At 70.6% G+C, this 25939-nt stretch carries 28 protein-coding genes; 13 read left to right on the top strand and 15 right to left on the bottom strand.

What is annotated here, in order from left to right; translation table 11 throughout:
- Positions 1-5: 5 nt before the first annotated feature.
- Positions 6-1085: a DNA glycosylase AlkZ-like family protein gene (locus ABD663_RS04650; RefSeq protein WP_344736706.1), complete on the top strand. Its 1080-nt coding sequence runs from the start codon at positions 6-8 to the stop codon at positions 1083-1085.
- Here the strand turns inward: ABD663_RS04650 and ABD663_RS04645 are convergent, their stop codons facing one another.
- Together ABD663_RS04645 and ABD663_RS04640 are read right to left on the bottom strand one after the other, a co-directional pair.
- Positions 1086-1994 (bottom strand): hypothetical protein, encoded by a 909-nt coding sequence (locus ABD663_RS04645; protein WP_344736705.1) that lies wholly within the window; start codon positions 1992-1994, stop codon positions 1086-1088. It lies immediately after the preceding gene.
- A gap of 9 nt (positions 1995-2003) precedes the next feature.
- Positions 2004-3281 carry a winged helix-turn-helix domain-containing protein gene (locus tag ABD663_RS04640; RefSeq protein ID WP_425561753.1) on the bottom strand — a complete coding sequence of 426 codons (1278 nt, stop codon included), beginning with the start codon at positions 3279-3281 and terminating at the stop codon, positions 2004-2006.
- Positions 3282-3360: 79 nt separating this feature from the next.
- Here ABD663_RS04640 and ABD663_RS04635 point away from each other — a divergent pair, with 79 nt between their 5' ends.
- Both ABD663_RS04635 and ilvA read left to right on the top strand, forming a co-directional pair.
- Positions 3361-4554, top strand: a complete 1194-nt coding sequence (locus ABD663_RS04635; protein WP_344736704.1) for an AI-2E family transporter — start codon at positions 3361-3363, stop codon at positions 4552-4554.
- Positions 4551-5798, top strand: a complete 1248-nt coding sequence (gene ilvA / locus ABD663_RS04630; protein WP_344736703.1) for a threonine ammonia-lyase — start codon at positions 4551-4553, stop codon at positions 5796-5798. Before ABD663_RS04635 ends, ilvA begins: the two co-directional genes overlap by 4 nt.
- A gap of 3 nt (positions 5799-5801) precedes the next feature.
- On the opposite strand, the gene greA is transcribed toward ilvA, so the two are convergent.
- On the bottom strand, positions 5802-6290 hold the full coding sequence (gene greA / locus ABD663_RS04625; RefSeq protein ID WP_344736702.1) for a transcription elongation factor GreA: 489 nt from the start codon (positions 6288-6290) through the stop codon (positions 5802-5804).
- A 76-nt stretch (positions 6291-6366) separates the two neighbouring features.
- The gene (locus ABD663_RS04620; protein WP_344736701.1) at positions 6367-6762 is read right to left on the bottom strand and encodes a DUF4307 domain-containing protein; all 396 of its coding nucleotides are present in this window, start codon (positions 6760-6762) and stop codon (positions 6367-6369) included.
- Positions 6763-6829: 67 nt separating this feature from the next.
- Here ABD663_RS04620 and ABD663_RS04615 point away from each other — a divergent pair, with 67 nt between their 5' ends.
- A complete protein-coding gene (locus ABD663_RS04615; RefSeq protein WP_344736700.1) occupies positions 6830-7153 on the top strand; it encodes a hypothetical protein in 324 nt (107 codons plus the stop codon).
- Between the two features lies 1 nt (position 7154).
- Here the strand turns inward: ABD663_RS04615 and trhA are convergent, their stop codons facing one another.
- The gene (gene trhA, locus ABD663_RS04610; protein ID WP_344736699.1) at positions 7155-7898 is read right to left on the bottom strand and encodes a PAQR family membrane homeostasis protein TrhA; all 744 of its coding nucleotides are present in this window, start codon (positions 7896-7898) and stop codon (positions 7155-7157) included.
- A gap of 113 nt (positions 7899-8011) precedes the next feature.
- Between trhA and ABD663_RS04605 the strand changes: the two genes are divergently transcribed.
- The 4 genes from ABD663_RS04605 (at position 8012) to ABD663_RS04590 (ending at position 12350) form a co-directional block, all read left to right on the top strand.
- Positions 8012-8797 carry an isoprenyl transferase gene (locus ABD663_RS04605; protein WP_344736698.1) on the top strand — a complete coding sequence of 262 codons (786 nt, stop codon included), beginning with the start codon at positions 8012-8014 and terminating at the stop codon, positions 8795-8797.
- Between the two features lie 55 nt (positions 8798-8852).
- The gene (locus ABD663_RS04600; RefSeq protein WP_344736697.1) at positions 8853-9974 is read left to right on the top strand and encodes an aminotransferase class V-fold PLP-dependent enzyme; all 1122 of its coding nucleotides are present in this window, start codon (positions 8853-8855) and stop codon (positions 9972-9974) included.
- Positions 9975-10152: 178 nt separating this feature from the next.
- On the top strand, positions 10153-11508 hold the full coding sequence (gene phoH2, locus ABD663_RS04595; protein ID WP_425561752.1) for an RNA 5'-3' helicase PhoH2: 1356 nt from the start codon (positions 10153-10155) through the stop codon (positions 11506-11508).
- A gap of 119 nt (positions 11509-11627) precedes the next feature.
- Complete coding sequence (locus tag ABD663_RS04590; protein ID WP_344736696.1) at positions 11628-12350, top strand: hypothetical protein; 723 nt, start codon at positions 11628-11630, stop codon at positions 12348-12350.
- 117 nt (positions 12351-12467) lie between these two features.
- On the opposite strand, the gene ABD663_RS04585 is transcribed toward ABD663_RS04590, so the two are convergent.
- From ABD663_RS04585 to xseA, 7 genes are read right to left on the bottom strand one after another with little or no spacing between them, the layout of a single operon-like run.
- Entirely contained in the window at positions 12468-13124 is a 657-nt protein-coding gene (locus ABD663_RS04585; protein WP_344736695.1) for a response regulator transcription factor, read from the bottom strand.
- Entirely contained in the window at positions 13121-14623 is a 1503-nt protein-coding gene (locus ABD663_RS04580; protein ID WP_344736694.1) for a sensor histidine kinase, read from the bottom strand. Before ABD663_RS04580 ends, ABD663_RS04585 begins: the two co-directional genes overlap by 4 nt.
- A gap of 46 nt (positions 14624-14669) precedes the next feature.
- On the bottom strand, positions 14670-16064 hold the full coding sequence (locus ABD663_RS04575) for a class II fumarate hydratase (RefSeq protein ID WP_344736693.1): 1395 nt from the start codon (positions 16062-16064) through the stop codon (positions 14670-14672).
- A 30-nt stretch (positions 16065-16094) separates the two neighbouring features.
- Positions 16095-16736, bottom strand: a complete 642-nt coding sequence (locus ABD663_RS04570) for a carbonic anhydrase (protein ID WP_344736692.1) — start codon at positions 16734-16736, stop codon at positions 16095-16097.
- Positions 16733-17368, bottom strand: a complete 636-nt coding sequence (locus ABD663_RS04565; protein WP_344736691.1) for a DUF4245 family protein — start codon at positions 17366-17368, stop codon at positions 16733-16735. Before ABD663_RS04565 ends, ABD663_RS04570 begins: the two co-directional genes overlap by 4 nt.
- Positions 17368-17598 carry an exodeoxyribonuclease VII small subunit gene (locus tag ABD663_RS04560; protein WP_425561751.1) on the bottom strand — a complete coding sequence of 77 codons (231 nt, stop codon included), beginning with the start codon at positions 17596-17598 and terminating at the stop codon, positions 17368-17370. Before ABD663_RS04560 ends, ABD663_RS04565 begins: the two co-directional genes overlap by 1 nt.
- Before the next feature lies 1 nt (position 17599).
- Positions 17600-18895, bottom strand: coding sequence for an exodeoxyribonuclease VII large subunit (gene xseA, locus ABD663_RS04555; protein WP_344736689.1), 1296 nt, complete (start codon positions 18893-18895; stop codon positions 17600-17602).
- Between the two features lie 80 nt (positions 18896-18975).
- Here xseA and ABD663_RS04550 point away from each other — a divergent pair, with 80 nt between their 5' ends.
- On the top strand, positions 18976-20016 hold the full coding sequence (locus ABD663_RS04550) for a 4-hydroxy-3-methylbut-2-enyl diphosphate reductase (RefSeq protein WP_344736928.1): 1041 nt from the start codon (positions 18976-18978) through the stop codon (positions 20014-20016).
- On the top strand, positions 20013-20582 hold the full coding sequence (locus tag ABD663_RS04545; protein ID WP_344736688.1) for a DUF6264 family protein: 570 nt from the start codon (positions 20013-20015) through the stop codon (positions 20580-20582). Before ABD663_RS04550 ends, ABD663_RS04545 begins: the two co-directional genes overlap by 4 nt.
- Positions 20583-20619: 37 nt before the next feature.
- On the opposite strand, the gene fbaA is transcribed toward ABD663_RS04545, so the two are convergent.
- The gene (gene fbaA, locus ABD663_RS04540) at positions 20620-21651 is read right to left on the bottom strand and encodes a class II fructose-bisphosphate aldolase (protein ID WP_344736687.1); all 1032 of its coding nucleotides are present in this window, start codon (positions 21649-21651) and stop codon (positions 20620-20622) included.
- Between the two features lie 88 nt (positions 21652-21739).
- On the opposite strand from fbaA, the gene glpX reads away from it, so the two are divergent.
- Both glpX and ABD663_RS04530 read left to right on the top strand, forming a co-directional pair.
- Complete coding sequence (gene glpX, locus ABD663_RS04535) at positions 21740-22729, top strand: class II fructose-bisphosphatase (protein WP_344736686.1); 990 nt, start codon at positions 21740-21742, stop codon at positions 22727-22729.
- Positions 22730-22895: 166 nt separating this feature from the next.
- The gene (locus ABD663_RS04530) at positions 22896-23117 is read left to right on the top strand and encodes a UDP-N-acetylmuramyl pentapeptide phosphotransferase (protein WP_344736685.1); all 222 of its coding nucleotides are present in this window, start codon (positions 22896-22898) and stop codon (positions 23115-23117) included.
- Between the two features lie 27 nt (positions 23118-23144).
- On the opposite strand, the gene ABD663_RS04525 is transcribed toward ABD663_RS04530, so the two are convergent.
- Positions 23145-24422 (bottom strand): DNA recombination protein RmuC, encoded by a 1278-nt coding sequence (locus ABD663_RS04525; RefSeq protein WP_344736684.1) that lies wholly within the window; start codon positions 24420-24422, stop codon positions 23145-23147.
- Between the two features lie 52 nt (positions 24423-24474).
- The gene (locus ABD663_RS04520) at positions 24475-25104 is read right to left on the bottom strand and encodes an exonuclease domain-containing protein (protein ID WP_344736683.1); all 630 of its coding nucleotides are present in this window, start codon (positions 25102-25104) and stop codon (positions 24475-24477) included.
- An 84-nt stretch (positions 25105-25188) separates the two neighbouring features.
- Here ABD663_RS04520 and ABD663_RS04515 point away from each other — a divergent pair, with 84 nt between their 5' ends.
- Positions 25189-25938, top strand: coding sequence for a class I SAM-dependent methyltransferase (locus tag ABD663_RS04515; RefSeq protein ID WP_344736682.1), 750 nt, complete (start codon positions 25189-25191; stop codon positions 25936-25938).
- Position 25939: the final 1 nt, after the last annotated feature.

The raw sequence follows: 25939 nt of genomic DNA, 5'->3' as shown, positions 1-25939 counted from the left end.
GGGTCGTGCATCGTCTCGATCGCGACCGGGCGCGCCGTATCGCCGTGCGGGCCCAACTGCTGACCGAGCCGCGGCCCGCGGGCATCGTCGAGACGATCGACGCACTCACCCTCGTCAATGTCGATCCGACGGCGGCCGTCGCTCCGAGCGCCGACCACGTGCTGTGGAGTCGCCTGGGATGGCCGTACCGGCCCGCCGACCTCACGCGCGCGGTCGAAGTCGACCGCGCGGTGTTCGAGTGGGCCGGGTTCCTCCGACCGATGACGGACCTGCCGCTGTACCGGCCGCTGATGCGGGCGTGGCCGCCCTACCGGGAGCATCGCGAGTGGCTGGCCGCCAACGCCCGGTTCCGGCAGGACGTCCTCGACCGACTGCGGGCCGACGGCCCTCTGCGCACCGGTGAGATCCCCGACACCGCCGCCGTCTCGTGGCGATCGAGCGGCTGGACGGCCGATCGGAACGTGTCGCAGATGCTCGAGTTCCTGGTGCTCGGCGGAGAGGTGGCCCTCGCCGGCCGCGACGGCCGCGAGCGGCTGTGGGACCTGTCCGAGCGGATCTATCCGCCTGACGAGGAGCTGCTCTCCGACGAGGACGCCGCACACCGGCGAGCGCAGCGGCGGCTCGGTGCGCTCGGGATCGCGCGGCCGAAGGCGCCGAAGCAGCCGGTCGAGCCCTTCGACGTCGGCGAGGCGGGGGAGCCGGCGGTGGTCGACGGTGTCGAGGGCCCGTGGCGGGTCGATCCCGCCCAGCTCGCGCAGGACGACGCGCGAGCTGGGCGCACGGTGCTGCTCTCGCCGTTCGACCGCTTCGTGTTCGATCGTGCCCGCGCGGTCGACCTGTTCGGCTTCGAGTACATCCTCGAGATGTACAAGCCGGCCGCGAAGCGCCGTTGGGGCTACTTCGCGCTGCCGATCCTCCACGATGACCGTCTCGTGGGGAAGCTCGACGCGAAAGCCGACCGCAAGGCCGCGGTGCTGCGCGTCAACGCGATCCACGAGGACGAGCGTTTCACCGAGGAGGTCGCGGCGGGCGTCGACGCCGCGATCGCCGATCTCGCCGACTGGCTCGGACTCGAGCGGGCCTGATCAGCGTACGGACAGCACCATCTCGTCGCCGGTCAGCAGCACCGAGCCGCGTAGAGCCCAGTCGTCGGCGCGATACGTGAAGCTCGCCGTCGAACCCGCCCGCGTGGTTCCGGTGGCGGTCGCCACGATCTCGCCGCCGACCGCGTCGAACGCGGTCGCGTCGGGGGAGAGGGTGATGATCGGATGTGCCTCGATGCGGAACGCGATCGCGTCGAGTGTCGCGAGGTCGGCCGCCCACGGCACCCGCAGGCCGCAGTTGTCGGGGACGGCCGACGCCGGAGCGGCGCATCCGTCGGCGTAGCCGTCGAGCCGGGTCTGGGCGAGGGCCGTGGCGTCGGCGGACAGGGACGCCTCGATCGCGAGGTCGATCGCCGCCCCCGGGACGATGATCGCCGACGTCGAGCCGTCGACGATGCCGCGCGGCGCGGCGGTGACGGGGTAGACGGCGGGCAGCAGCGGGGCGGACTCGGACGACGGTTGGAGCACGCCTCCGACGATGACGCTGTCTCCGAGGGTGGCGTCGGCGCGCAGGGTGCCGACGCCGTCGGCATCCACTCTCCAGCCGTCGGCGTCGAGGGTGAGGTCGAACGACGACATCACCTCGTCGCCGTCGAGGGTGAACCGCACGTCGACGGTGGCGCCGCCGCGGTCGTCCTCGGTCGTCGCGATCACCGCCGGCTCGGCCAGATACGTCTCGGCCCCTGCGAACGCCGTCTCCGCGTCGTCGCCGGGACTCGCGGCGAGCAGCTCGATCGCACCTGCGGCGTCACCCGCGGCGAGCGCGTCGAGGTACGCCTGCGCGGCGGCATCCGGGCCTGCCGGTCGGCCCAGGAACCACCATGCCGCACCGGCGGCCACGACGAGGGCGGCGGCACCGGCGGCGAGTCCGATGATCGCGCCGCGCTTCACCCCACCACGCTATCGGGCCGGTTCGTCGGGGGCGAGCGGAACGGGCTCGGCGGCCGAGCGCTCGTGCCGGGATGCGTCACCCAGCGCGCCCGCGAGATCGTCGGTCGCGTCGCCCCAGTGCGAGACCGAGACGCGCTCGAGACCCTGCCATCGCGCGGCCAGGCGCACCTCGTTCGCGAGCCGCTCGGCAGCCTCGGCCGGGCGTCCGTGCTCCCACCAAGCCGACTGCACCAGCAGCGTCGAAGCGGCCCGATCGGCCTTGAGGTCGACGCGGCCGACGATGTCGTCGCCGACCAGAACCGGCAGGGAGTAGTACCCGAATCGGCGCTGCGCGGCGGGCGTGTAGATCTCGATCCGGTACTCGAAGTCGAACAGTCGCTGCGCGCGATCGCGGAACCACACGACGGGATCGAACGGTGTGAGCAGCGCCGACGCGTCGACGCGGCGCGGTCGCGCAGCATCCCGATGCAGCCAGGCCTTGGCGGGGCGCCCGGCGCTCGTCCAGCCGTCCACGGTCACCGGTGACAGGTCACCGGCGTCGACGAGGTCGCCGATCGCGGCCATCACCGCCGGGCGGTCGGTGATCCGCCAGTAGTCGGCGAGATCGGACGCGGTTGCGACGCCGTACGCCCCCGCCGCGCGGCGGACCAGCTCGCGGATCGCGTCGGCGCGCGGCACATCGATTCCCAACGCATCGACGGGGATGACCTGTTGGGCCAGCCCGTAGCGGCGCTCGAATCCGCGTCGGCCGGCGATCGCGACCTCGCCGAACAGCCAGAGCAGCTCGAGCGCGCGCTTGACGACGTCCCAGTCCCACCACGGCCCGCGTGCGGCCCGTTTGGCGTCGTGCTCGATCTGCGCGGGCCGCAACGGGCCGCGGTCGGACAGTTCGGCGCGCACCCAGTCGACGATGTCGCTGTGCGTGCGGAACCAGCTGTCGGGGTCGCTCCCGTACTTCGCCCGCATGGCGTGCATGCGGAAGCCGAACAGCGACCAGTCCTCGGCGGGGATGAACGCCGCGACATGAGCCCAGTACTCGACGTAGCGCGGCCGGCGCGCGAAGAGCAGCCGGTCCAACGCGGCTGGGTCGTACGCTCCGATGCGCGAGAACGGCGGCATGTAGTGCGACCGCGCGAACACGTTGACGGAATCGATCTGCAGCGTCGACATGCGCGCGAGGGCGAGATTGAGCTGCCGTGTGCCCGCCGACGCGGGTCTCGGTTTCGCGAACCCCTGCGCGGCGAGTGCGATGCGGCGGGCCTCGGCCGCACGGAGGGTCATCGTCACGCCGGTCAGCGTAGCGGTGCCCTCCGACACCGCTCGGGCGTATCCTCGGCGCGGCATACCCCGCGCCTAGACTGGCGGGATGAGCGGCCCTGACGACAAGCCCCGTGGCTCGCTCTTCGACGCGCTCCGAGACCGAAGCCGCGTCGTCACCGGCGAGCTGACCGACTCCGTGCCGCGCGGCCTGCGACTGGCGACCGCGTATTCGTGGCGGTTCCTCGTCGTGGCAGCGGCGATCGGCGTCGGCATCTGGCTGGTCATCCAGCTCAAGCTGCTGGTGATCCCGCTGCTGGTGGCCATCCTCATCACGGCGCTGCTGTGGCCCGTGTTCAGTTGGATGCTGCGGCATCGCGTTCCGCGGTGGCTCGCGATCGTCATCTCGGTGGTCGGGACGCTCGCCATCGTCACGGGACTCATGTGGCTGGTCGTGTGGCAGATCGGCCGACAGTGGCCGTCGGTGCAGGCGAGCACGATCGAGGCGGCGCAGCAGTTCCGTCAGTACCTCGTCGACGGCCCCCTCCACCTCACCGAAGCCGAGATCGACGCCATGCTCGCCCAGACGTGGACGCTCATTCAGCAGCAGGCCGAGCTGCTGTGGTCGGGTGCCCTGGCGATCGGCACGACCGTCGGTCACGTTCTCACCGGCGCGGTCCTCGCACTGTTCATCCTGCTCACCCTGCTGGCTGACGGCGCCGGCATCTGGCGGTGGACGGTGCGCATCTTCCCGAAGCGGGCCCGGGCTGCCGCCGACGGCGCCGGCCGTGCGGGGTGGGTGACGGTCGTCAACTACGCCCGCACGCAACTGCTGGTCGCGACGATCGACGCCATCGGCATCGGTCTGGGTGCCTTCCTGCTCGGAGTCCCGCTGGCGATCCCGATCGCGGTGCTCGTGTTCCTCGGCGCGTTCGTGCCGATCGTCGGTGCCGTGGTCACCGGCGCGCTCGCGGTGTTCCTCGCGCTCGTGTACAACGGGCCGTGGATCGCATTGTGGATGCTCGTGGTCGTTCTGGGCGTGCAGCAGCTCGAGGGCCACGTGCTCCAGCCGCTGTTGATGGGCTCCGCCGTGAAGGTGCATCCGCTCGCCGTCGTCCTCGTCGTCGCCGGCGGAGCGCTCATCGCCGGCATCCCCGGCGCCCTGTTCGCGGTGCCGCTCGCCGCCTTCGTCAACGTCGTCGCCGTGTACCTCGGCGGCAGGGCGTGGGAGACCGGCGCCGCGCCCCCACCCGGCGACCTCATCTGGTCGACCGTGCCCCGTCCGAGGAGGATCCGCCCGTGACCGTGCCCGCCGTCGGCTCCGCCGCTCCGACCCTGACCGAGATCGAAGCGGCGGCGACCGCGCTCGAGGGGGTGATCTCGCGCACGCCCGTCGATCGATCGCTGCATCTCACCGACGTGCTCGGCGTGCCCGTGCATCTCAAGCTCGAGAACCTGCAGCGCACGGGATCGTTCAAGATCCGCGGCGCGACCTATCGGCTGTCACGGTTGTCCGACGAGGAGCGCGCGCGCGGCGTCGTCGCGGCGTCTGCGGGCAATCACGCGCAGGGCGTCGCGTTGGCGGCGCAGGAGCTCGGCATTCCCGCGACCATCTTCATGCCGCTCGGAGTTCCGGTGCCCAAGCTCCTCGCCACGCGCGGGTACGGGGCCGAGGTCGTGCTCGACGGCGCGACGGTCGAGACGCCGCTGCGCTTGGCGGCCGAGTTCGCCGAACGCACTGGCGCTGTGTTCATCCACCCCTTCGACCACCCCGACATCATCGCGGGTCAGGGCACGCTGGGCCTCGAGCTGATGGACGACGTGCCCGATGTCGAGACGGTCGTGGTGGGCATCGGCGGCGGCGGGCACGCCGCCGGCGTCGCGGCCGCCGTCAAAGCGCGCGCCGCCGCCGAAGGGCGGACGGTGCGCGTGGTGGGCGTGCAGGCGGCGAACTCGGCGGGGTACCCGCCATCGCTGCGGGCCGGGCATCCGCTCGAGGTCGCCACCACGCCGACGATCGCCGACGGCATCGCGGTCGCCCGGCCGGGCGACCTGCCGTTCCGCATCATCTCCGAGCTGGTCGACGAGGTCGTCACCGTCAGTGACGACGACATCGCGCGCGCACTGCTGGTGCTGCTCGAGCGTGCCAAGCAGGTGGTCGAGCCGGCCGGTGCCGTCGGCGTGGCGGCGATCCTCGCGGGCCACGTGCCCGCGTCCGGGCCGACGGCGACGGTGCTCTCGGGCGGCAACATCGATCCCCTGCTGCTGCAGCGCGTGGTCGCCCACGGGCTCGCGGCATCGGACCGGTACATGACCCTGCGCATCCCGCTGCCCGACCGGCCCGGTCAGCTGGCGCGGGTGTCGGAGCTGCTCGCCGTCGCCGGCGCGAACGTGATCGAGGTCCTGCACACGCGTCACGGGCAGGGGCTCCAGATCAGCGAGGTGATCCTGCAGCTGAGCGTCGAGACCCGCGGTGAGGAACACCGCGCCCAGGTGATCGACGTGCTCGAGCGGGCCGGCTTCGACCCGACGGTCGTTCCGGACTGAGCGTCAGCCCGCGTAGGTCTCGACCTTCTTGATCACGACGGAGATCTCGCGACCGTTGGGTGCCGTGTACGAGGTCTCGTCGCCCTCGTTGAGGCCGATGATGGCCGCACCGAGGGGAGAGGCCTCGCTGTAGACGTCCAGGTCGGACCCCACGCCGATCTCGCGGCTGCCGAGCAGGAAGGTCTCCTCGCCGCCGGCGATGTCGGCGGTGACCAGTGTGCCCGGCTCGACCGTCCCGGTGCTCTCGGGCGCGTCGCCCACGGTGGCGTTCTTGAGCAGGTGCTGAAGCGTGCGGATGCGGGCCTCCTGTTTGCCCTGTTCGTCCTTGGCGGCGTGGTAGCCGCCGTTCTCCTTGAGGTCGCCCTCCTCGCGGGCGGCCTCGATGCGCTTGGCGATCTCCTCGCGGCCGGTCGTCGAGAGCTGCTCGAGCTCGGCGGCGAGGCGGTCGTAGGCCTCCTGGGTGAGGAAGGTCACGGGGGCGTCGTTCGACACGGGGATGCTCCTTCGATCGCGGGAATGTCGAACGCCCCGGCACCGGGCCGGGGCGTCGATGGACTGTCGGGACAGACTACGTCACCCAGCAGGAGTTGACCAACCCGGTCGTCGCCGGGGCGACCGTCGGAATCGTCTCGCGGAATGCGCGTGCATGATCGTCGGATGCCGCGAGTTCGACGACGCGCCAGCCCACGACGCCGTGCTCTTCGTCCTGCGCCTCGATGATGCACGCGATCGTGCGCCCCGCCGCCGCGGACACTTGGAAGTTGACGGTGACGGTGCGCTCGTCGACCACCGCGTAGCCCGTGGTGTCGACGTCGACGGCGTCTGCCGCTGTGGTGACCGTCGACCACGTGAGCAGACCCAGCGCGACCGCCGCCACCACCGAGAAGCCGGCGATGAACCACGGGGTCGACCGTGATCGACGGCGGCCGTAGCGGTCGTCGAGCTTGTCCTGCGTCGTCGTCATGGTCGGGTCCCGGGGAGAATAGGCTGGAACTCCAGGCTATGCGCATTGCGCGCGGAACGAGGACACGATGCACGACGCGCTCGCCGCGATCGCGTGGGCGGCCGACGCGCCCGCGCCGACACCGACGCCGGCGGTCGATCCGAACCTGGTCACCCCCGGCCCCTGGGGGTTCGCGGTCATCGTCTTCCTCGCTCTGGCCGTCATCCTGCTGATCGGGGACATGCTGCGTCGTATCCGTCGCGGCCGCGTCCGCGCGGACATCGCCGAGGAGCTCGACGACGAGGAGCGCGCGGCCGACGGGCATGCCGCCGAGGGGGAGGAAGGCGGACGATCGCCGGCATCCGATGCCGCGGACGGCGACGAGGCGGCGACGCCGCCCCGCGAGACCTGACTCAGCCCGGCATCCCCAGCGAGGGCGAAACGGGATCGAGCGAGATGATGAGCGCCGCGGTCCAGTGGCACAGGAACGCCAGCACGGTGCAGACGTGGAAGATCTCGTGGAACCCGAAGGTACCCGGCCACGGGTTGGGCTTCTTCACCGCGTAGACGACGGCGCCCGCCGAGTACAGCAGTCCGCCGATGATGACCAGGACCATCATCGCGACGCTCGCCTGGAACAGCGGAACCATGTACATGATCGCCGCCCATCCGAGCGCGAGGTACAGCGCGACGTAGAGCCAGCGGGGCGCGTGGATCCAGAAGACGCGGAAGAGGATCCCGAGCACGGCACCACTCCACACCGCCACCAGCAGGATCGTGCCCTGTTCGGGATCGAGTGCCATCACCGACAGGGGTGTGTACGTCCCCGCGATGAGAAGCAGGATGTTGGCGTGGTCGATGCGCTTGAGGACGACCTTCGTGCGGGGGCCCCACGCGAACCGGTGGTAGACCGCCGAATTGCCGAACAGGAGCAGTGACGTCGCCATGAAGACGGCGGCCGCCCACTTCCCCGGGGTTCCCTGGGCGAGCGCGATCAGCACGATCCCGGCGGCGATGGCCACCGGCACGGTCGCGGCGTGGATCCAGCCGCGCCAGGTCGGCGTGATCTCCGAGATCGCGGCGTCCTCGGCCGCGGCATCCATCAGCGGGAGCACGGGCACCTCGGGTGCTTCGGGATGGCGTGCGCGTCGGCTCATGCTCCCAGGCTAGGCGCATCCGTATGCCCCCGGGGTTACGTACGCAGTGCCGAAGAGCGCGAGACCGAGTCCCGCCCTCGGGCCTTCGCGGTCGGGGGGAGTACCGTAGGAACGTGGCGCGGACGCGGTGGAACGAAGGACGAGGTCCTCTCTACCGGCTCTACATCCGTCGCCTCCGGCACCGGCTGCCGCAAGCCGGCGTGCCCCATCACGTCGCGATGATGATCGACGGCAACCGGCGATGGGCTCGGCAGCTGGGCTTCGATTCGGCTGCCCACGGGCACCGCGCCGGCGCCGCGAAGATGCGCGAATTCCTGCGCTGGTGCGACGATGTCGGGGTCAAGGTGGTTTCGCTCTACCTGCTGTCTACCGACAATCTGCGCAAGCGCGACTCCCGCGAGCTGTCCGACCTCATCGACATCATCTCGGAGCTCGCCGAAGAGCTCTCGCACGAGCGGAACTGGCGGGTGCAGCACGTCGGTCGCGCAGACCTGCTGCCGGCAGAGCTCGCGTCCGTGCTCGCCGAGGCCCAGCGCCGCACGGTCGACCACACGGGACTGCACGTCAACCTCGCCGTCGGCTACGGCGGGCGCAGCGAGATCGTCGACGCGGTGCGCAGCATCATCGCGACGCACGATCGCGAGGGCGGTTCGCTCGAGGAACTGGCCGCGAGTCTCACACCCGAGCAGATCGGCGAGCATCTCTACACGACCGGTCAGCCCGACCCCGACCTCGTCATCCGCACGTCGGGGGAGCAACGACTCAGTGACTTCCTGCTCTGGCAGAGTGCGCATTCCGAGTTCTACTTCGTCGAGGCCCTCGGTCCCGATCTGCGAGAAGTCGACTTCCTTCGCGCGATCCGCGACTTCTCCACGCGTGACCGGCGCTACGGCGGCTGACCAGGCCGAAGCAGACGGATCTGCACGCGCACGCGTGTCATGCCACAATGTGCACGTGGTGGAACTGGACGCCTACATCGCGTCGTTCGACGCGGAACCGGGGTACCTCGACTGGGCGGCGTTCGGACCGCTCTCGCCGGCTGTGCGCGCCGAAGCGCAGGCCGACATCGAGCTGCTCGGCTCGGGCCGTCGCTCCGGCATCCGGTTGGTGCGCGACCATGTGCGCGACGCTGAGGCGCTGGTCGCCGAACTCGTGGGCGGCGACGCCTCGCAGGTCGTCCTGCAGCCGTCGACGACATACGGACTCATGCAGGCCTTCTACGGCATCGCCGGCAGCGTCGTCATGGGTCGCGGCGAGTTCCCGAGTCTCACCGTCGCCGCGACCCGCGCCGCGGACGCTCTGGGCTCGCTCGAGGTGCAGTGGATCGAGCCCGAGGACGGTTTCGTCACGGTCGACGCGGTGCGCGACGCGCTGACCGACGAGACGACGTGCGTCGCGGTCAGCCTGGTCGACTTCCGCACCGGGTACGTGGCCGATCTGGCCGCACTCCGCGAGGCCATCGGAGACCGCCTTCTGGTGGTTGATGCGATCCAGGGCTTCGGAGTGGTCGACGCCGATTACACGGCGGCCGACGTGGTGTGCGGGAACGGGTACAAATGGCTGCGCGCCGGTCGCGGGACGGGATTCGCCTGGTTCGGTGATCGCGCGCTCGAGCGCATCGCCCCGGTGCTGTCGGGCTTCGCCGGCACCGACGGCGCTCTTCCGCTCGACGAGGTCCCGCCGCCGTCCGCGTCGGCGAACGCCTTCCATGTGAGTCATCCTGATCCGCTCGCCGCAGCGCGGCTCGCGACGGCGCTGCGCGAGGTGCGCGATGTGGGCGTGGACCGACTCGCGATCGAACTCGCCGAACGCAGCGCAGACGTGATCTTCGTCGCCGACCGATACGAGGTGCCCGTCGTCACGCCGCGTGACCCGGCGCGGCGGGCGGGGATCGTGACGCTCGCACCCGCTCCGGCCGATGTGGCACCGCTGGCGGCCGCTCTGTCGAACCACGGGCTCACCGTCACGGTCCGCCAGGGCCTCGTGCGCGTGGCACCGCACGTCGGAACCGGCGCCGACACGCTGCGGCTGTTCGGCGACGCGCTGGCCGGTTTCGCCTCCGCACGCGTGTGGTGACGGAATTCATCAGTCCGTAACCTGCATCCTGCGTGTCGCCGTCGACGGCGCCCAGACGTGGTCGTAGCGTCAAGACATCGGGCAAGGCGCCCGGTCGAGTCGGCCTTCTGGATCGCGACTCGTGACCTCGGTCGACTCGTGACTGCCGGGCTCGCAGAGCCTGGGGCGGGAGTGGGTTGTGACCACACGAGCACCACAGAAGCAGCACCGCATCGAGGTCGAGGACTCCGCCGCGTCGGCGGAGGACCTGCGCACATACGTCCTCGACACGTCCGTGCTGCTGAGCGATCCGCGGGCGTTCTTCCGTTTCGCCGAGCACAACGTCGTGATCCCCGTCGTGGTGATCACCGAGCTCGAGGGCAAACGGCACGACCCTGAGATCGGGTACTTCGCCCGGCAGGCGCTGCGCCATCTCGACGAGTTGCGCGTCGAGCACGGCCGGCTGGACTTCCCCGTCCCGGTGGGACAGGGCGGAACGCTGAGGGTGGAGTTGGCCAACACCGACGCGGGCGTCCTCCCGGCCGGAATGCGGCTGGGCGACAACGACAGCCGCATCCTCGCGATCGCGATGCACCTCTCCCAGGAGGGCCAGGAGGTGACCGTCGTCTCGAAGGATCTGCCCATGCGGGTGCGGGCCGCCTCGATCGGCGTCAGCGCAGAGGAGTACCTCGCCGAGCAGGCGGTCGACTCGGGTTGGACCGGCATCGCCGAGCTCGACGTCTCGGGCGACGACATGGCGGATCTCTACGAGAGCGAGATCGGCGTCGACGAGGAGGTCAGGGGCCTGCCGGTGAACACCGGCCTCATCATCCACTCCGAGCGCGGTTCCGCCCTCGGCCGCGTCACCGGCGACGGTGCGTATCGCCTGGTGCGCGGAGACCGTGAGGTCTTCGGCCTCCACGGCCGCTCCGCCGAACAGCGCATCGCCATCGACCTGCTGCTCGATCCCGAGGTCGGCATCGTGTCGCTGGGTGGGCGCGCCGGTACCGGCAAGTCCGCCCTGGCCCTGTGCGCGGGGCTCGAAGCCGTTCTCGAGCGTCAGCACCAGCGGAAGATCATCGTGTTCCGGCCGCTGTTCGCCGTCGGCGGGCAGGAGCTCGGGTACCTGCCCGGTGACCAGCAGGAGAAGATGAACCCCTGGGGCCAGGCCGTCTTCGACACGCTCGGCTCGGTCGTGTCGGGCAACGTGCTCGACGAGGTGATCGAGCGCGGGATGCTCGAAGTGCTGCCGTTGACCCACATCCGCGGCCGGTCGCTGCACGATGCGTTCGTGATCGTCGATGAGGCGCAGTCCCTGGAGCGCAACGTGCTGCTGACGGTGCTCAGCCGGATCGGGCAGAACTCGCGCGTCGTGCTCACCCACGACGTCGGTCAGCGCGACAACCTCCGGGTCGGCCGACACGACGGTGTCGCCTCGGTGATCGAGACGCTCAAGGGCCACGACCTGTTCGGACATGTCACGCTCGTCCGTTCGGAACGCTCGGCGATCGCGGCCCTGGTGACCGATCTGCTGGAGGCCGGCGAACTCGCATGATCGACGCCCTCCGGGGATGAGAAGAGTCTCATCCCCGGAGCGCGGTCGAACCCGTCCCCGTCTGCGAGCATGGATGCACGCTCGAACGGCTGGGGACGGAGGACAGCGTGGACGGTCGGATGCGTCTGGCGATCGGTGGCACGACCACTCTCGCAGCGTGCGTCGCGGTCGTCGGCGCGGTCGCTCTGTCCAATGCGGCCGCCTTGGCCGACGCATCGGGCTCGACCACGGGATCCTCGGTCGTCGTGCCGGCGTCCGGATCCGCCGCGGCGACCCCCGAGCCGACGGAGACGATCGGCACCGAGACCGTGGCGGCACCCGAGGCCGTCGTCATCGCCCTCCCCAGCGACGACGGCATACTCGACACGAGCCTGCCGTCCTCGACCGAGCAGAACCTGCTGTCGGCTGCGGCGACCAGCGGCGACTGGGACTCGACCCGCGAATGGGCGCAGTCGCAGGGCTGGTCGGATGCACGCGCGGACGCCCTCGTCGAGCGTCTGCAGTCCGCTGCTGCCGCCGCGGGCGGCAACGGCAACGGCTCGTCCAACGCAGCGGCGAACGCGCCCGGAACGGGCAACGCCGGGGGCGCGGGCGAGGGCACGAACGGCAACGGCAACGCCTACGGCGGCGGAACCGCGAACGCCGGAGGAAGCGCCTCGAACGGCAACGGCTCCTCGAACGGCAACGGCTCCTCGAACGGCAACGCGAACGGCGGCGGCACCGAGAATGCCGGGGGCGCGGCGTCCAACGGCAACGCCGGAAACGGATCGTCCAACGGGAAGGCCGGGAACGGTTCGTCGAACGGGAAGGCCGACCCACCGGGCTCGAAGAAGGACGAATGAAGACTCGATCGCGCGATTCCCCAGACCGACGCGATTGACCGGGGCCGGTTCCCCCAAGCCGGCCCCCCACTGGCCCCCGGTGCCCCCAGGCACCGGGGGCCGCCTCGTTCGCGGCGCCTACTCCCAGCGGTAGCCGGCGCCGCGGACGGTCACGATTCGGTCGGGTCCGAGCTTCCCGCGAAGATACCGCACATACACGTCGACCACATTGGACCCCGGATCGAAGTCCAATCCCCATACGCTGCTCAGCAGCGTCTCGCGACTGAGGACGCGGCCGGGGTTGCGCACGAACTGCTCGGCGAGCGAGAACTCCCGCGCGGACAGCTCGACCTCGCGGCCCGACACCACGGCCCGCCGGGCGAGCAGGTCGAGGACGACGTCGCCACTGCCGATCGTCGCATCGAGCGGAGCCGCGTGCTCCCGCAGCCGCGAGCGGACCCGCGCGAGCAGCTCTTCGAAGACGAAGGGCTTGGGCACGTAGTCGTTCGCCCCCGCGTCGAGCCCGTCGACCGTGTCGCGCGTGCCCGACCGCGCGGTGAGCATGATCACCGGGATGCCCGACCCTTCGGCCCGCAGCGCGCGGAGGACTTCGAATCCGTCCATGGTCGGCAGGCCCACATCGAGGAGCACGAGGTCGCTGTCGCCGTGCAGGGCCGCCTGGAGTCCGTCTGCGCCGTCCTCGACGGTCTCGGCGTCGAACCCCGCGGTCTCGAGCCCCCGCTTGACGAACGACGCGATCCGCGGCTCGTCTTCGATGATCAGGATCTTGGTCATGGCGTGCCTTCCCGATCGGCGACGACGGGTTCCACCGGCGTCCGCGCCACAGTCGCTGCGAGCGGCAGCCGCAGGGCGAACGTCGCGCCCCCGCCCGGCGTCTCGGTGACGTCGCAGCGACCACCGTGGCCCTTGGCGATCGCTTCGACGATGGCGAGCCCGAGGCCGGATCCGCCCACCGACCTCCGACCGCTCGCGCGATCGAAGCGGCGGAAGATCCGTTCACGCGAGTCGTCCGGGATTCCCGGCCCGTGGTCGCGCACCCAGAGAGACGCCCCCGCCTCGTCGATACCGCTTCCGATCTCGATGGGCGACCCCTTCGGCGTGTACTTCGCGGCGTTGTCGGCGAGCTGCAGCCATGCCTGCAGCAGCCGGTCGGGATCGCCCACGAGGCTGCCCTGCGCACCGGGCTCGACGAACCACCGATGGTCGGGGATGACCGCCACGAGTTCGCCCATCCGTGCGGTGAGCGCCTCGATGTCGACGTCCATCATCGTGTAGGAGTCCGACTCCACGGTTGCGAGCAGGTCGATGTCCTCGACCAGTCGGGTCATCCGATCGAGTTCGGCGATGCCGATCTCGCGCGTGGTGGCGACATCATGCGGATCGCGCGGATCCATGAGTTCGAGGTGGCCGCGCACGATCGTGATCGGGGTCTTCAGCTCATGGCGCACGTCGTCGAGCAGGCGGCGCTGCCCGTCCACCGAGTCCTCGAGACGATCGAGCATGGAGTTGACCGTGCGGGTGAGGTCGCTGATGTCGTCGTTGCCGTCGGCGGGAAGGCGCGGCGACAGGTCGGCGAGCGTGATGCCCTCGGCGGCCTCGCGCAGCTGCCGGATGGGGGAGAGCAGACGCCCGGTGACACCCCACCCCACGACGCCGACCGCGAGCAGCACGATCCCTGCGGCGATCCCGTACGTGATGATCGCCGCGGTCACGGGTGCGAGCTCGGCTTCGAGGTCGATGGCGCGCAGGTACACACCCGACTGCGGATCGCCCGGCATCGCGACGGGGATCGCGATGTAGCGCAGCGCCCCCGACTCGGTCGTGGCGGTGCCGAGCACGGCCGCCCCGGAGGCCTCGGTCTCGGCGACGGCACGGGCGATGAGCTCGTCGTCGCGAGAGACGTCGAACCCGGACAGCGTCGCCGGACGATAGCGCGCTGCGCCGTCGATGATCGCGAGCGACGCTTCGTTGCGCGCGGGCACCAGCCGTGAGACGACGGCGTGCAGGTAGTCGTCCACGTCGGCGAAGTCCTCGACGTCGATCCGCTCCCCGGCGGTCTCGGCGGCGGAGTCGTCTGCGGGATCGGCGACCCCGGCCACCGATGAGAGCCGATCGATCTGCGCGATCAGGCGCGCGTCGACCTCGTCGAGCACGCGGTCGCGCTGGACGAGGAACGTGATGCTGCCCACGACGGCGAGGCCCACGCACGCCACCGCGAGCATCGCCGCGAGGATGCGGACGCGGGCCGGGATCGGCCGGTGCGTGCGGGCCATCTCCTGATTATCGCCGTCGGGCCCGGGTTCGGACACCTCCGTCGGATCAGCCCGGTCGTGTCATCGACAGCAGGTCGAGTTTGTCGTCCAGCTGCTCGAGCGTGACTTCGCCGCGCTCGACGTAACCCAGCGCGAGCACTGCTTCACGGACGGTGATGCCCTCCGCGACCGAATGCTTGGCGATCTTCGCGGCCGCCTCGTAGCCGATGAGCTTGTTGAGCGGCGTCACGATCGACGGCGACATTCCCGCGAAGGCGGCGGCTCGCTCGACGTTCGCTTCCAGTCCGTCGATGGTCTTGTCCGCGAGCAGGCGCGATGCGTTGGCGAGCAGCTCGATCGACTCGAGCACCGCGGTGCCCATGATCGGAATCGCCACGTTGAGCTCGAAGCTGCCCGACGCACCTGCCCACGCGACGGTCGCGTCGTTGCCGATGACCCGTGCACAGACCATGAGAACGGCTTCGGGGACGACCGGGTTCACCTTGCCGGGCATGATCGACGAACCCGGCTGCAGGTCGGGGATGCGCAACTCGCCGAGTCCCGTATTGGGGCCGGATCCCATCCAGCGCAGGTCGTTGTTGATCTTCGTCAGTGAGACGGCGATGGTGCGCATCGCTCCGGATGCCTCGACGAGACCGTCGCGGTTCGCCTGAGCCTCGAAGTGGTCCTTCGCCTCGGTGACGGGCAGTTCGGTGTCGCCGACGATGAGTTCGATGACCTTCTGCGGGAACCCAACGGGGGTGTTGATGCCGGTTCCCACGGCCGTCCCCCCCAGCGGCACCTCCGCGACGCGCGGGATGACCGCCTGGATGCGCTCGATTCCCAGACGCACCTGACGCGCGTAGCCGCCGAACTCCTGGCCGAGCGTGACCGGTGTGGCATCCATCAGGTGTGTGCGGCCCGACTTGACGATGCCGGCGAATGCTTCGGCCTTGGTCTCGAGCGCGACCGCGAGGTGGTCGAGCGCGGGGATCAGATCGTCGATGATCTCCTGCGTCACGGCGATGTGGACCGAGGTCGGGAACACGTCGTTGGACGACTGCGACGCGTTGACGTGGTCGTTCGGGTGCACGGGTGATCCGAGGTCGCGCGTGGCGAGCGTGGCGAGTACCTCGTTCATGTTCATGTTCGACGACGTTCCGCTGCCGGTCTGGTAGACGTCGATCGGGAACTGGTCGGCGAACTCGCCGGCGATGATGCGGTCGGCCGACCGGGCGATGGCCTCGGCGATCGCGGCATCCAGCACACCGAGGTCGCGGTTGGCGAGCGCCGCGGCCTTCTTGATGCGCGCGAGCGCCACGATCTGGGCGGGCTCGAGACGGTCGCCCGAGATCGGGAAGTTCTCCACCGCCCGCTGCGTCTGCGCGGCGTACAGGGCGTCCTTCGGGACACGCACTTCGCCCATGGTGTCGTGCTCGATGCGGTACTCGGTGTCGGTCACGTCGTCGTTCCTCCGTCAGGTGTTGGTGTGTCAGGTGTCGGCGTCGATGTCGCCGACCCAGACGATCGGGGCGACCGCGCCCTCGGTGAGTCGGTAGTTGGCGCCCACGATGCCCAGCCTGCCTTCGGCGACGGCTTCGCTGATGAGCTCGGAGCGGTGCAGCAGGTCGGTGACCGTGTCGCGCACGTGCTCGCTGCCCACCCGCTCGGGGTCGGGGCGCGCGCCCGCCGACTCGCGCTGCACCCGGCGCACGGCCGGGACGATCGGGGCCACCAGTCGCCAGATGTGTGCGGGAAGGGTCGGCGCGTCGTCGCCCGTGCTGTCGATCGCGGCCGCCACCGCGCCGCACGCGTCATGGCCGAGCACGACGATGAGCGGCACCTCGAGCACCGCCACAGCGAACTCGAGACTGCCCACGACCGACTCCGACATCACCTGGCCGGCATTGCGGACGACGAACAGATCCCCCAGGCCCTTGTCGAAGATGATCTCGGCCGCGAGCCGCGAGTCGGCGCAGCCGAACAGCGCCGCGCTCGGGCGCTGACCGGCGGCGACCTCGGTGCGCCGTTCCACGTCCTGACGCGGGTGCTCGGGTGCGCCGGCGACGAAACGCTCGTTTCCGCGGCGCATCTGACGCCATGCGTCGGCCGGGGTGGGTCGCGACTCGTTCATCCCTGCTCCTCCTGCAGCGTCTTCACCTGCGTGGCGACGCCGCTCGCCACCTCGGCGAGGACGTCGTCTGACGCCATGCCGTAGATCATGACGATGTCGTCGCCCGCGGGCGCGGACAGGGCTGCCGAGACGTTCCCGGCCCGTTCCGCGTCGGGGATGTCGTAGCGGGTCCACGTCACGCCGTCGATCGACACCGTGCCGTCGGCGTCTGCACCGCGCAGCACGCGTGAGGGCCAGCCCTCATCGGCATCGAAGCCCTGCACGACGCGGACGAAGCCCTGGTCGGGGGCATAGACGACGGTGAAGGTTCGCGGAGAATCGCCTTCCAGTCGAGCCGAATTGACTCGCCAGTCCTCCGGAACCGTCGCCGCGACGATGCCGCGCCCTTCGACCTCGGCGATGCCTTCGGCGACCGCTGCGACGTCGATCGGCTCGGCCGCAGGCGGGGTGCCCCGGGGGACGGCGAAGACGATGACGGCGACCACGCCGAGCGTCACCAGCAGCGCCGCGACGAGGTTGCGCGTGTTCTGCGCCTGTCGGTGCACGCGCGACGACTCTGCTCGGCGAGCTGCGGTCTCGTCGGGCGTCTCGGGTCGGCCGAGCTCGGCGACCACGCGGGGTGAGCGGGCCATCATGCCTCCGCGCTCTCGCCGCGCGCCTGCTCGAGCCGCCGCTTCGCGCCCACGAGCCATTCTTCGCACCGCGCGGCGAGGGCCTCGCCCCGCTCCCACAGCGACAGCGATTCCTCGAGGGTCGGTGCGCCCTGCTCGAGTCGGCTGACGACCTGGATCAGCTCGTCCCGTGCCTGCTCGAACGACAGCGTCGCGACGTCGGCTGCGGGCGTGTCGGTCATGGGTTCCATCCTAGATCGCGGGCGCGTCGTCGCTTCGCTCGACGACCTCGCCCTCGCTGCGGGCGGCGAACGACCCTCGCGCGACCGTGACGACCACGCCCGCGCCGACGGGCGCCTGGTGCGCGTCGCGCACGATCACGCCGTCTGCGAGGTGTGCGATCGCATAGCCGCGCCCGAGGGTCGACGCCGGCGACAGCGCACGCAGGGCCGCGCGCAGCTCGCCGGTGCGCCGTGCGTCGGTGTCGACGAGCCGGTCGATCAGCGAGCGGCCGCGGGCGACGGCCAGTTCGACCTCTTGCATGCGGCTCATCACCAGCGACGCGGGGGTGCGCAGCACGGGGCGCGATCGCACGTGTTCGAGTTGACGGATGTCGGCGGCGACGCGGTCGGTCAGCCGCCGGGTCAGCCGTGCGCGCAGATCGCGGACCACAGACAGCTGTTCGGCGACGTCGGGGACGACGCGTTTGGCGGCATCGGTGGGTGTCGACGCGCGCAGGTCGGCGACATCGTCGAGCAGCGGATGGTCGTTCTCGTGTCCGATCGCGCTCACGACGGGCGTGGATGCCGCGGCCACCGCGCGCACGAGCCGCTCGTCGCTGAAACCCAGCAGGCTCTGCGCGTCGCCGCCGCCGCGCGCGATGATGATGACGTCGACCTCGGGATCTGCTTCCAGCACCTTCAGGGCGGCGATGGTCTCGGGAACGCACCGGTCGCCCTGCACCGCGGCGTGGATCGTGCGGAATCGCACGCGCGGCCAGCGGAGTTCGGCATTGCGGTGCACGTCCTTCTCGGCGTCGCTGTCCGCCCCGGTGATGAGCCCGATGCGGTGCGGCAGGAACGGCAGGCTCTTCTTGCGTTCCGGGTCGAAGAGGCCCTCGGAGCGCAGCTGAGACCGCAGACGCTCGAGCTTTTCGAGGTGATCCCCGAGTCCGACGTGCCGCATCGCGCTGACCGTGAAGGTGAACGATCCGTCGCGCGGGTAGTAGTCGGCCTTGACGCACGCGATGACGCGGTCGCCGGCGGACAGATCGGACGCCAGGCGCTCGCGCGTGCTCGACCAGATGCGGAACCGCAGCTTCGCGTCGGTGCCGACGTCTTTGAGCTGACCGAAGACGACGCTGCCGCGCACATCCCAGGCGGTGAGCTCGCCCTCGACCCACACCGACCCCCACGTCTGGACGAACTGGCGGATCGTGTCGTTGAGACGCGCGACCGAGGTCGGGGCCTGAGGGGTCGAGTCCCGCGGTGCGACGGCGTCCGGGGGCGGTTGCTCGCCGGGGGCCGTCTCGGCGCGGAACGTCGTCATGCGCTTCCCTCCTGGCGGGCTCCCGGCCGGTTCACCGGACCCGACCGTAGAATCGGGATGTGACCGATCACGCCGTCCGCATGCCCGTCCCCCGCGTCCCTCGACGACGCGAGCGCCTCCAGGATATCCCGGTGGACCGACCCAAGCGGGTGCTCCTCGCCTCTCCGCGGGGGTATTGCGCGGGGGTCGACCGCGCCGTCATCGCCGTGGAGAAGTCGCTCGAGCGCTTCGGCGCCCCCGTCTATGTGCGCAAGCAGATCGTCCACAACATCCACGTGGTGACCGAGCTCGAACAGCGCGGCGCCATCTTCGTCGAGGAGGTCGACGAGGTGCCTGAGGGGGCGAACGTCGTCTTCAGCGCCCACGGGGTGTCTCCGGCCGTCGTCTCGGCGGCATCCGATCGCGGCCTCCACGCGATCGACGCCACCTGCCCGCTCGTCACCAAGGTGCATCGAGAAGCCGTGCGCTTCGCGCGAGACGACTATGAGATCCTCCTCATCGGCCACGACGGCCACGAAGAGGTCGAGGGGACGGCCGGCGAGGCGCCGGACCATGTGACCGTCGTGAACTCGCCCGCCGAGGCCGCCACGGTCGAGGTGCGCGATCCGTCGAAGGTGGTGTGGCTGTCGCAGACGACTCTGTCGGTCGACGAGACGATGGAGACCGTGAGACGCCTGCGCGAGCGCTTCCCCCAGCTGCAGGATCCGCCGTCGGACGACATCTGCTATGCGACGCAGAACCGTCAGGTCGCGATCAAGAAGGTCGCGACGGACGCCGACCTGGTCATCGTCGTCGGGTCATCGAACTCCTCGAACAGCGTGCGCCTGGTCGAGGTCGCGCTCGAGTACGGTGCGAAGGCGGCGTACCGCGTGGACTATGCCGACGAGATCGAGCAGTCGTGGCTCGACGGCGTTGCGACGATCGGCGTCACCAGCGGTGCGTCGGTTCCCGAGGTGCTCGTGCAGCAGGTGCTGGACGACCTCGCGGCCGCCGGCTATCTCGACGTCGAGGAGGTGCGCACGGCCGAGGAGGACCTCATGTTCTCGCTGCCCAAGGAGCTGCGTCAGGGTGCCGGCGGCCGCCGCGACGCCCGGGCGCTCGGCGGGCGGTCGCGCGCATGAGCGATCCCGAGCGCGCACGACCGCAGTACGGCGAGTACGCGACGCCCGAAGAGCAGCGTGCGCGCATCCAGGAGCCGGAGTCGTGGATGACCGCGCCCGAGCAGCCCGCCCCGCCCACGACGGCGCCCGCACCCGTGTCGGTCGCCGCGCCGGCCCTGCGTGCCGACGGGACCGCGGCGACACTCAGCCGAGGACGGCTCGTCGACCGCGTCGCGACCATGGTGCTGCTGGCGTACGGCCTGCTGAACATCATCCTCACCGCACCGGCGATGATCGACTATCGCGCCTATGCCGAGCAGGTCATTGCGGGAATGGGGGTGGAGGCGACGCTGTCCGACCCCACGACCGGTCAGCCATGGGGCGTGGCGGCGGTCGCCGTGCTGTCGCTGGGATGGATCGCCACCGCGGGTCTGTGCTGGCTGAGAGCGCGCCGCGGGCGCCTCACCTGGTGGGTCGCCCTGGTCGGAGGCGTCTTGTTCACCTTCCTGAGCGGCACGCTGATGGTGGTCCCGATCATGAACGACCCCGCGGTGTGGAACGCGCTGGTCGATCAGGTCGCGGGCTGACGCCCGCGACCCGATCGGCGGATCAGGGATCGGCGGATCAGGCCCCCAGGCTCTTGCCGGCGGAGCCGAGCTGCTGCGTCGCCTCGACGACGCGAGCGGCCATCGCCGACTCGGCGACCTTGCCCCATGCCCGGGGGTCGTAGGCCTTCTTGCTGCCCACTTCGCCGTCGACCTTGAGGACGCCGTCGTAGTTGCTGAACATGAAGCCCGCGACCGAGCGGGTGAATGCGTACTGGGTGTCGGTGTCGATGTTCATCTTGACCACGCCGTTGGCGACCGCCAGCGCGATCTCCTCGTCGGTGGATCCGCTGCCGCCGTGGAAGACCAGGTCGAGCGGCTTCGGACCGGTGCCGAACGTCGCGGCGATGCCCTCCTGGATCTCGCCGAGCAGTTCGGGACGCAGCTTGACGTTGCCGGGCTTGTAGACGCCGTGCACGTTTCCGAAGGTCAGCGCCGAGATGTAGCGGCCGTTCTCACCCAGGCCGAGTGCCTCGACGGCCTTGGTGACGTCGGCGACGGTCGTGTAGAGCGCGTCATTGGATCCCTCGTGCTTGACGCCGTCCTCCTCGCCGCCGACCACGCCGATCTCGACCTCGAGGATTCCGTTGATGTTCTTGATTCGAGGGAGCAGCTCCTCGGCGATCTCGATGTTCTCATCCAGCGGCACGGCCGAGCCGTCCCACATGTGGGACTGGAAGATCGGGTTGCGCCCGGCCCGGACTTCTTCCTCGGATGCCTCGATGAGGGGCATCACGAAGTTCGGCAGCGCCTCCTTCGGGCAGTGGTCGGTGTGCAGAGCGACGGTGATCGGGTAGCTCTTGGCGACCTCGGTGGCGAACTTCGCGAAGGCGAGGGCGCCCGTGGCGCGAGCCTTGACGGTGTGGCCAGCGAAATAGTCGGCGCCGCCGGTCGTGACCTGGATGATCCCATCGGATCCGGCCTCGGTCAGACCCTGCAGCACGGCGTTGATCGACTGCGAGCTCGATACGTTGATGGCGGGATATGCGAAGCCGCCGGCCTTCGCGCGGTCGAGCATGTCGGCGTACTGGTCGGGGGTGGCGACGGGCATGACTGCTCCTCGGATCGAAGTGGCGCGTACCCTCGTCACTTTAGCGAAGCCCACGGCGCGGTGCGGGACCAGGCCCTAGGCTGAGCCCATGGTGAGTCTGACCGAGGACATGAGTCCTCTGCATCCTGATCGGAACCTCGCGCTCGAGCTGGTTCGCGCGACCGAGGCCGCGGCGATCCGATCGGCGCCCTTCATCGGGCGGGGCCAGAAGGAGCTCGCCGACGGCGCAGCGGTCGATGCGATGCGCGCTTTCCTGTCGACGGTCAACTTCGACGGCACGATCGTCATCGGCGAGGGCGAGAAGGACAACGCCCCGATGCTGTTCAACGGCGAGAGCGTCGGCACCGGTCGCGGTCCCGGCGCCGACATCGCCGTCGATCCCATCGACGGCACGACGCTGACGGCCGAGGGCCGCAACAACGCGCTCTCGGTGATCGCGGTCTCCGACCGCGGTGCCATGCTCGACGCGTCGTCCGTGTTCTACATGGACAAGCTCGTCACCGGTCCCGCCGGCGTCGGGGTGGTCGACATCCGGCTGCCGGTCGGCGAGAACATCCGCCGACTGGCGAAGGCCCTCGACAAGCCGATCGACGAGATGGTCGTCTCGGTGCTCAACCGCCCGCGCCACGAGCAGCTGATCAACGACATCCGCGCGGCGGGTGCCGGCACGCGTCTCATGAGCGACGGCGACGTCGCGGGCGGGATCAACGCCGCGCGTCACAACGCCCGCACCGACATGTGCGTCGGGATCGGCGGCAGCCCGGAGGGCATCGTGACCGCATGCGCGATCAAGGCGCTCGGCGGGCACATCCAAGGGCGCCTCTGGCCGCGCGACGACGAGGAGAAGCAGCGTGGCGTCGATGCGGGCCTGAAGGTCGATGACTTCGTGTACGAGGCGGACGACCTGGTCAAGGGGTCGAACACGATCTTCGTCGCCACGGGCGTGACCAACGGCGAGTTGGTCGCCGGTGTACGGCGCGCGGGCGACTTCGTCTACACCGAGAGCGTCGTTCTGCGCGGCGCGTCCGGCACGCTGCGGCGCATCTCTTCGGAGCACCTCGCTTCGAAGTGGTTCTGACGCGCGACCGAGCGTCCTCGGTTCGCAGCGTCGACGGCGTGTGAGGTCTGCGGGGGCACGGGCGCGGGTACACTCGCCTGTGCGACCCGTTCGGGTCTCTGGCAGAATGTCGACCGGTGTCGACGGGGACACGGTGTTGTTCCAGATGACCAGGAGGTGCTCCTCGATGGCCGCACAGGCAAGTGGGACCTCGCAGCAGCCGACCGTGCAGACCGGGGCGCAGGCCGTGGTGGCCGACGCGATCGATCCCGCCCGTCGTCCGGATGTCCTGCTGCGCAAGCGGCGTGCTGAGGGTCACGAGATCAGCGCGTGGTGGCTGATCGGTGCGTTCGTCGGCGTCTCGGCTGCCGTCATCGCCGTGCTGAGCTTCATTCCCGGCGGCGCCTAGGGCGACCACCGTCGCGGGTTCGGGACGTCAGCGCCGGGCGTCCTCCTCGCTGGGCGCGATCCGCCGCCGCACCTCGTCGAGGTCGACGGGGATCAGTTCGGGAGCGGTGAGCGGCCGCGGAGTGGACTCGATCACGGCGGGCGGCGCCACGGCGTCGAGCCTCGTGTCGTCGATGCCGGGGAACCGGCGTGCAGTGACGAGTACGCGGCTCTCGAGCGAACCGATGAGACCGTTGTAGCTGTCGACGGTGCGCTCGATCGCACGACGCAGGCTCTCGGCGTGCCCGGTGAGCGATCCGAGACGCTCGTAGAGCTGGGATCCGAGCTCGAGCAGTTCGCGCGCCTGCTCGGAGACGTCCTGCTGGGTCCACGTGAACGCGACGGTCTTGAGCACAGCCCAGAGGTTCACGGGCGACGCGAGCGCGACGCGCTTGCCGAAGGCGTAGTCGAGCAGCGCGGGATCCTGTTCCAGGGCCGCAGCGAGCAGCGACTCGTTCGGAACGAAGCACACCACGAACTCGGGGCTCGACCCGAGACCCGCCCAGTAGCGCTTGCGCCCCAGCCCGTCGATGTGGGCGCGCATGGCTTTGACATGGCGCTCCATCAGCGCGCGACGGTGATCGGCGTCGGCGCCCTGCGCCGTCCACGGGATCGCGCTCGCTTCGAGGTACGCGTCGAGCGGCACCTTGGCGTCGACGGCGATCGCCTTGTCGCCGGGCAGGCGGATCACCATGTCCGGTCGGCCGGTGCCGGCATCCGTCGCGATCGTCGTCTGAAGGTCGAAGTCGACGTAGCGCCTGAGCCCGGCAGCCTCGACGACGCGCCGCAGCTGCGTCTCGCCCCACACCCCACGGGTCGAATTCGACCGCAGGGCGCCGGCGAGCGATTCGGTCGTCGCGCGCAGCGCATCATCGGCCTCGCTGGCGCGCCGCAGCTGCTCCGAGAGCGAGCCGAACTGCGCCGCGCGTTCACGTTCGAGTTCGTCGACCTTCGTCTGCATCGAATGAAGGGTCTGCTGGACCGGCGCGAGGGCCCGCAGCACGGTCTGGTCGCGGCGTTCGCGCTCTTCGCGCGCGGCCTGATCGGCGCGCGTCTGGTTCGTCAGCTCGCGGTAGAGGTGCAGCTGATGGTCGAGCTGCGCCTGCACGGCGGTGCGCGCCGCCTCGCTCGCGGCGAGATCGGCCGCCAGGCGTGCGTGCGTGCGCTCGGCCCGTGCCGCCCCGCGCGCGAGACCGGCCAGCCACCCGGCGAGGACACCCGCGGCGAGCGCGCCGATGACGATCAGCGGGATCGTGAATGGGTCCATGCGCCCAGGATGCCGGGGGTCTCCGACATCGCCGCACGCGGCGCGCCAGGCATCACCCGACGGGGGACGCCGCGACCGGTGGGGCGGAGGCGGCCGGCGCGGCAGGCGGCGCGGCCACGACGATCTGCGACACGCGCACCCCGGCCAGCTCGGCGAGGTCCTCGATGTCGTCGGCACCCACACGTCGGGCGGCGTCGATCATCACATGGGCGCACGCCAGCGCGTCGGCGGTGGCGTTGTGGTGGGGGAAATCGGCGAACCCCGCCTCGGCGGCCACGAAAGGCAGCCGATACGAATCCAGCTCGTAGACGTGGCGCGCGACCTGCAGGCTGCAGGCGTACCGGTACGCGGGGGCTTCGTCGCCGGTCGCCTCGCAGGCCCGCTTGATGACGGCCATGTCGAAGCCCGCGTTGTGGGCGACGAGCACGTCGGAGCCCACGAACCGGGCGAGATCGCGCAGCTGCGCCGACCAGGTCGGGGCGCCGACGACGTCCTCGGGCTGGATTCCGTGGATGCGGATGTTCAGGTCGAAGAACCGGTCGTGGCCGGGCGGGGGCTGGATCAGCCAGCCGGTCTCGGCGACGACCACCCCGCCGCGCACGCGCACCAGCCCCACCGCGCACGCCGAGGCGGTGCTGGAGTTCGCCGTCTCGAAGTCGATGGCGGTGAAGTCCAGTGGCACGCTCCGAGCCTCGCCCGGGCGTCGGGCGTGCCGGGTCAGGCGCGCCGGGAGCCCGTCGCATCGGGTCGCGCATAGGCTCGATGCATGGCCCGCCGCGAGGAGTTGTCCACGTCGTTCGGAGCGGCGGCCGGCACGTACGAGGTCGGTCGCCCCGAGTATCCCGCCGTCGCGGTGGATTGGATGCTTCATCCGGTCGCACGCGAGGGGCGCGCCCTGCGCGTCGCCGACGTGGGCGCCGGCACGGGCAAGCTGTCCCGGGTCGCCGTCGAGGCGGGGGCCGAGGTCGTGGCGATCGACCCGGACACCGAGATGCTCGCCGTGCTGCGGGAGAACGTCTACGGCGTGCCCACGTTCGTCGGCACGGCCGAGCGGATGCCGCTGCCCCGGGCGTCGCTCGACGCCGTCCTGCTCGGGCAGGCGTGGCACTGGGTCGACCCGGTCGCCGCGTCCGAGGAGATCGGCCGCGTGCTGCGCAGCGGCGGCGTGGCGGGACTGGTATGGAACATCCGCGACGACGGTGTGCCGTGGGTGCGGCGACTCACCGACATCATGCACGGCAGTCGCGCCGAGGAGATGCTGGCGGCAGGAGATCCCGAGGTGCACGCGCCGCTGGGTGCGCTCGAGCAGGCCTCGTGGCGGTGGACGCGACGCATGACGCGCGCCGCACTGCTGGCCATGGCGCGCTCGCGCAGCGCTGTCATCACGGCGGACGCGCGCGAGCGCGATCGCATCGAACAGGGGCTCGCAGCCCTGCTCGACGAGATCGGCGCCGTCGGCGACGCCGAGATCGGACTGCCGTACGTCACGCGGGCGTTCCGCGCGGTGCGCGCCTGAC

It is taken from the genome of Microbacterium awajiense (genome assembly GCF_039536545.1).
GTDB classification, from domain to species: Bacteria; Actinomycetota; Actinomycetes; order Actinomycetales; family Microbacteriaceae; genus Microbacterium; species Microbacterium awajiense.
The sequence above is the reverse complement of the archived record's forward strand: the minus strand, read 5'-3'. Positions and strand labels throughout refer to the sequence as shown.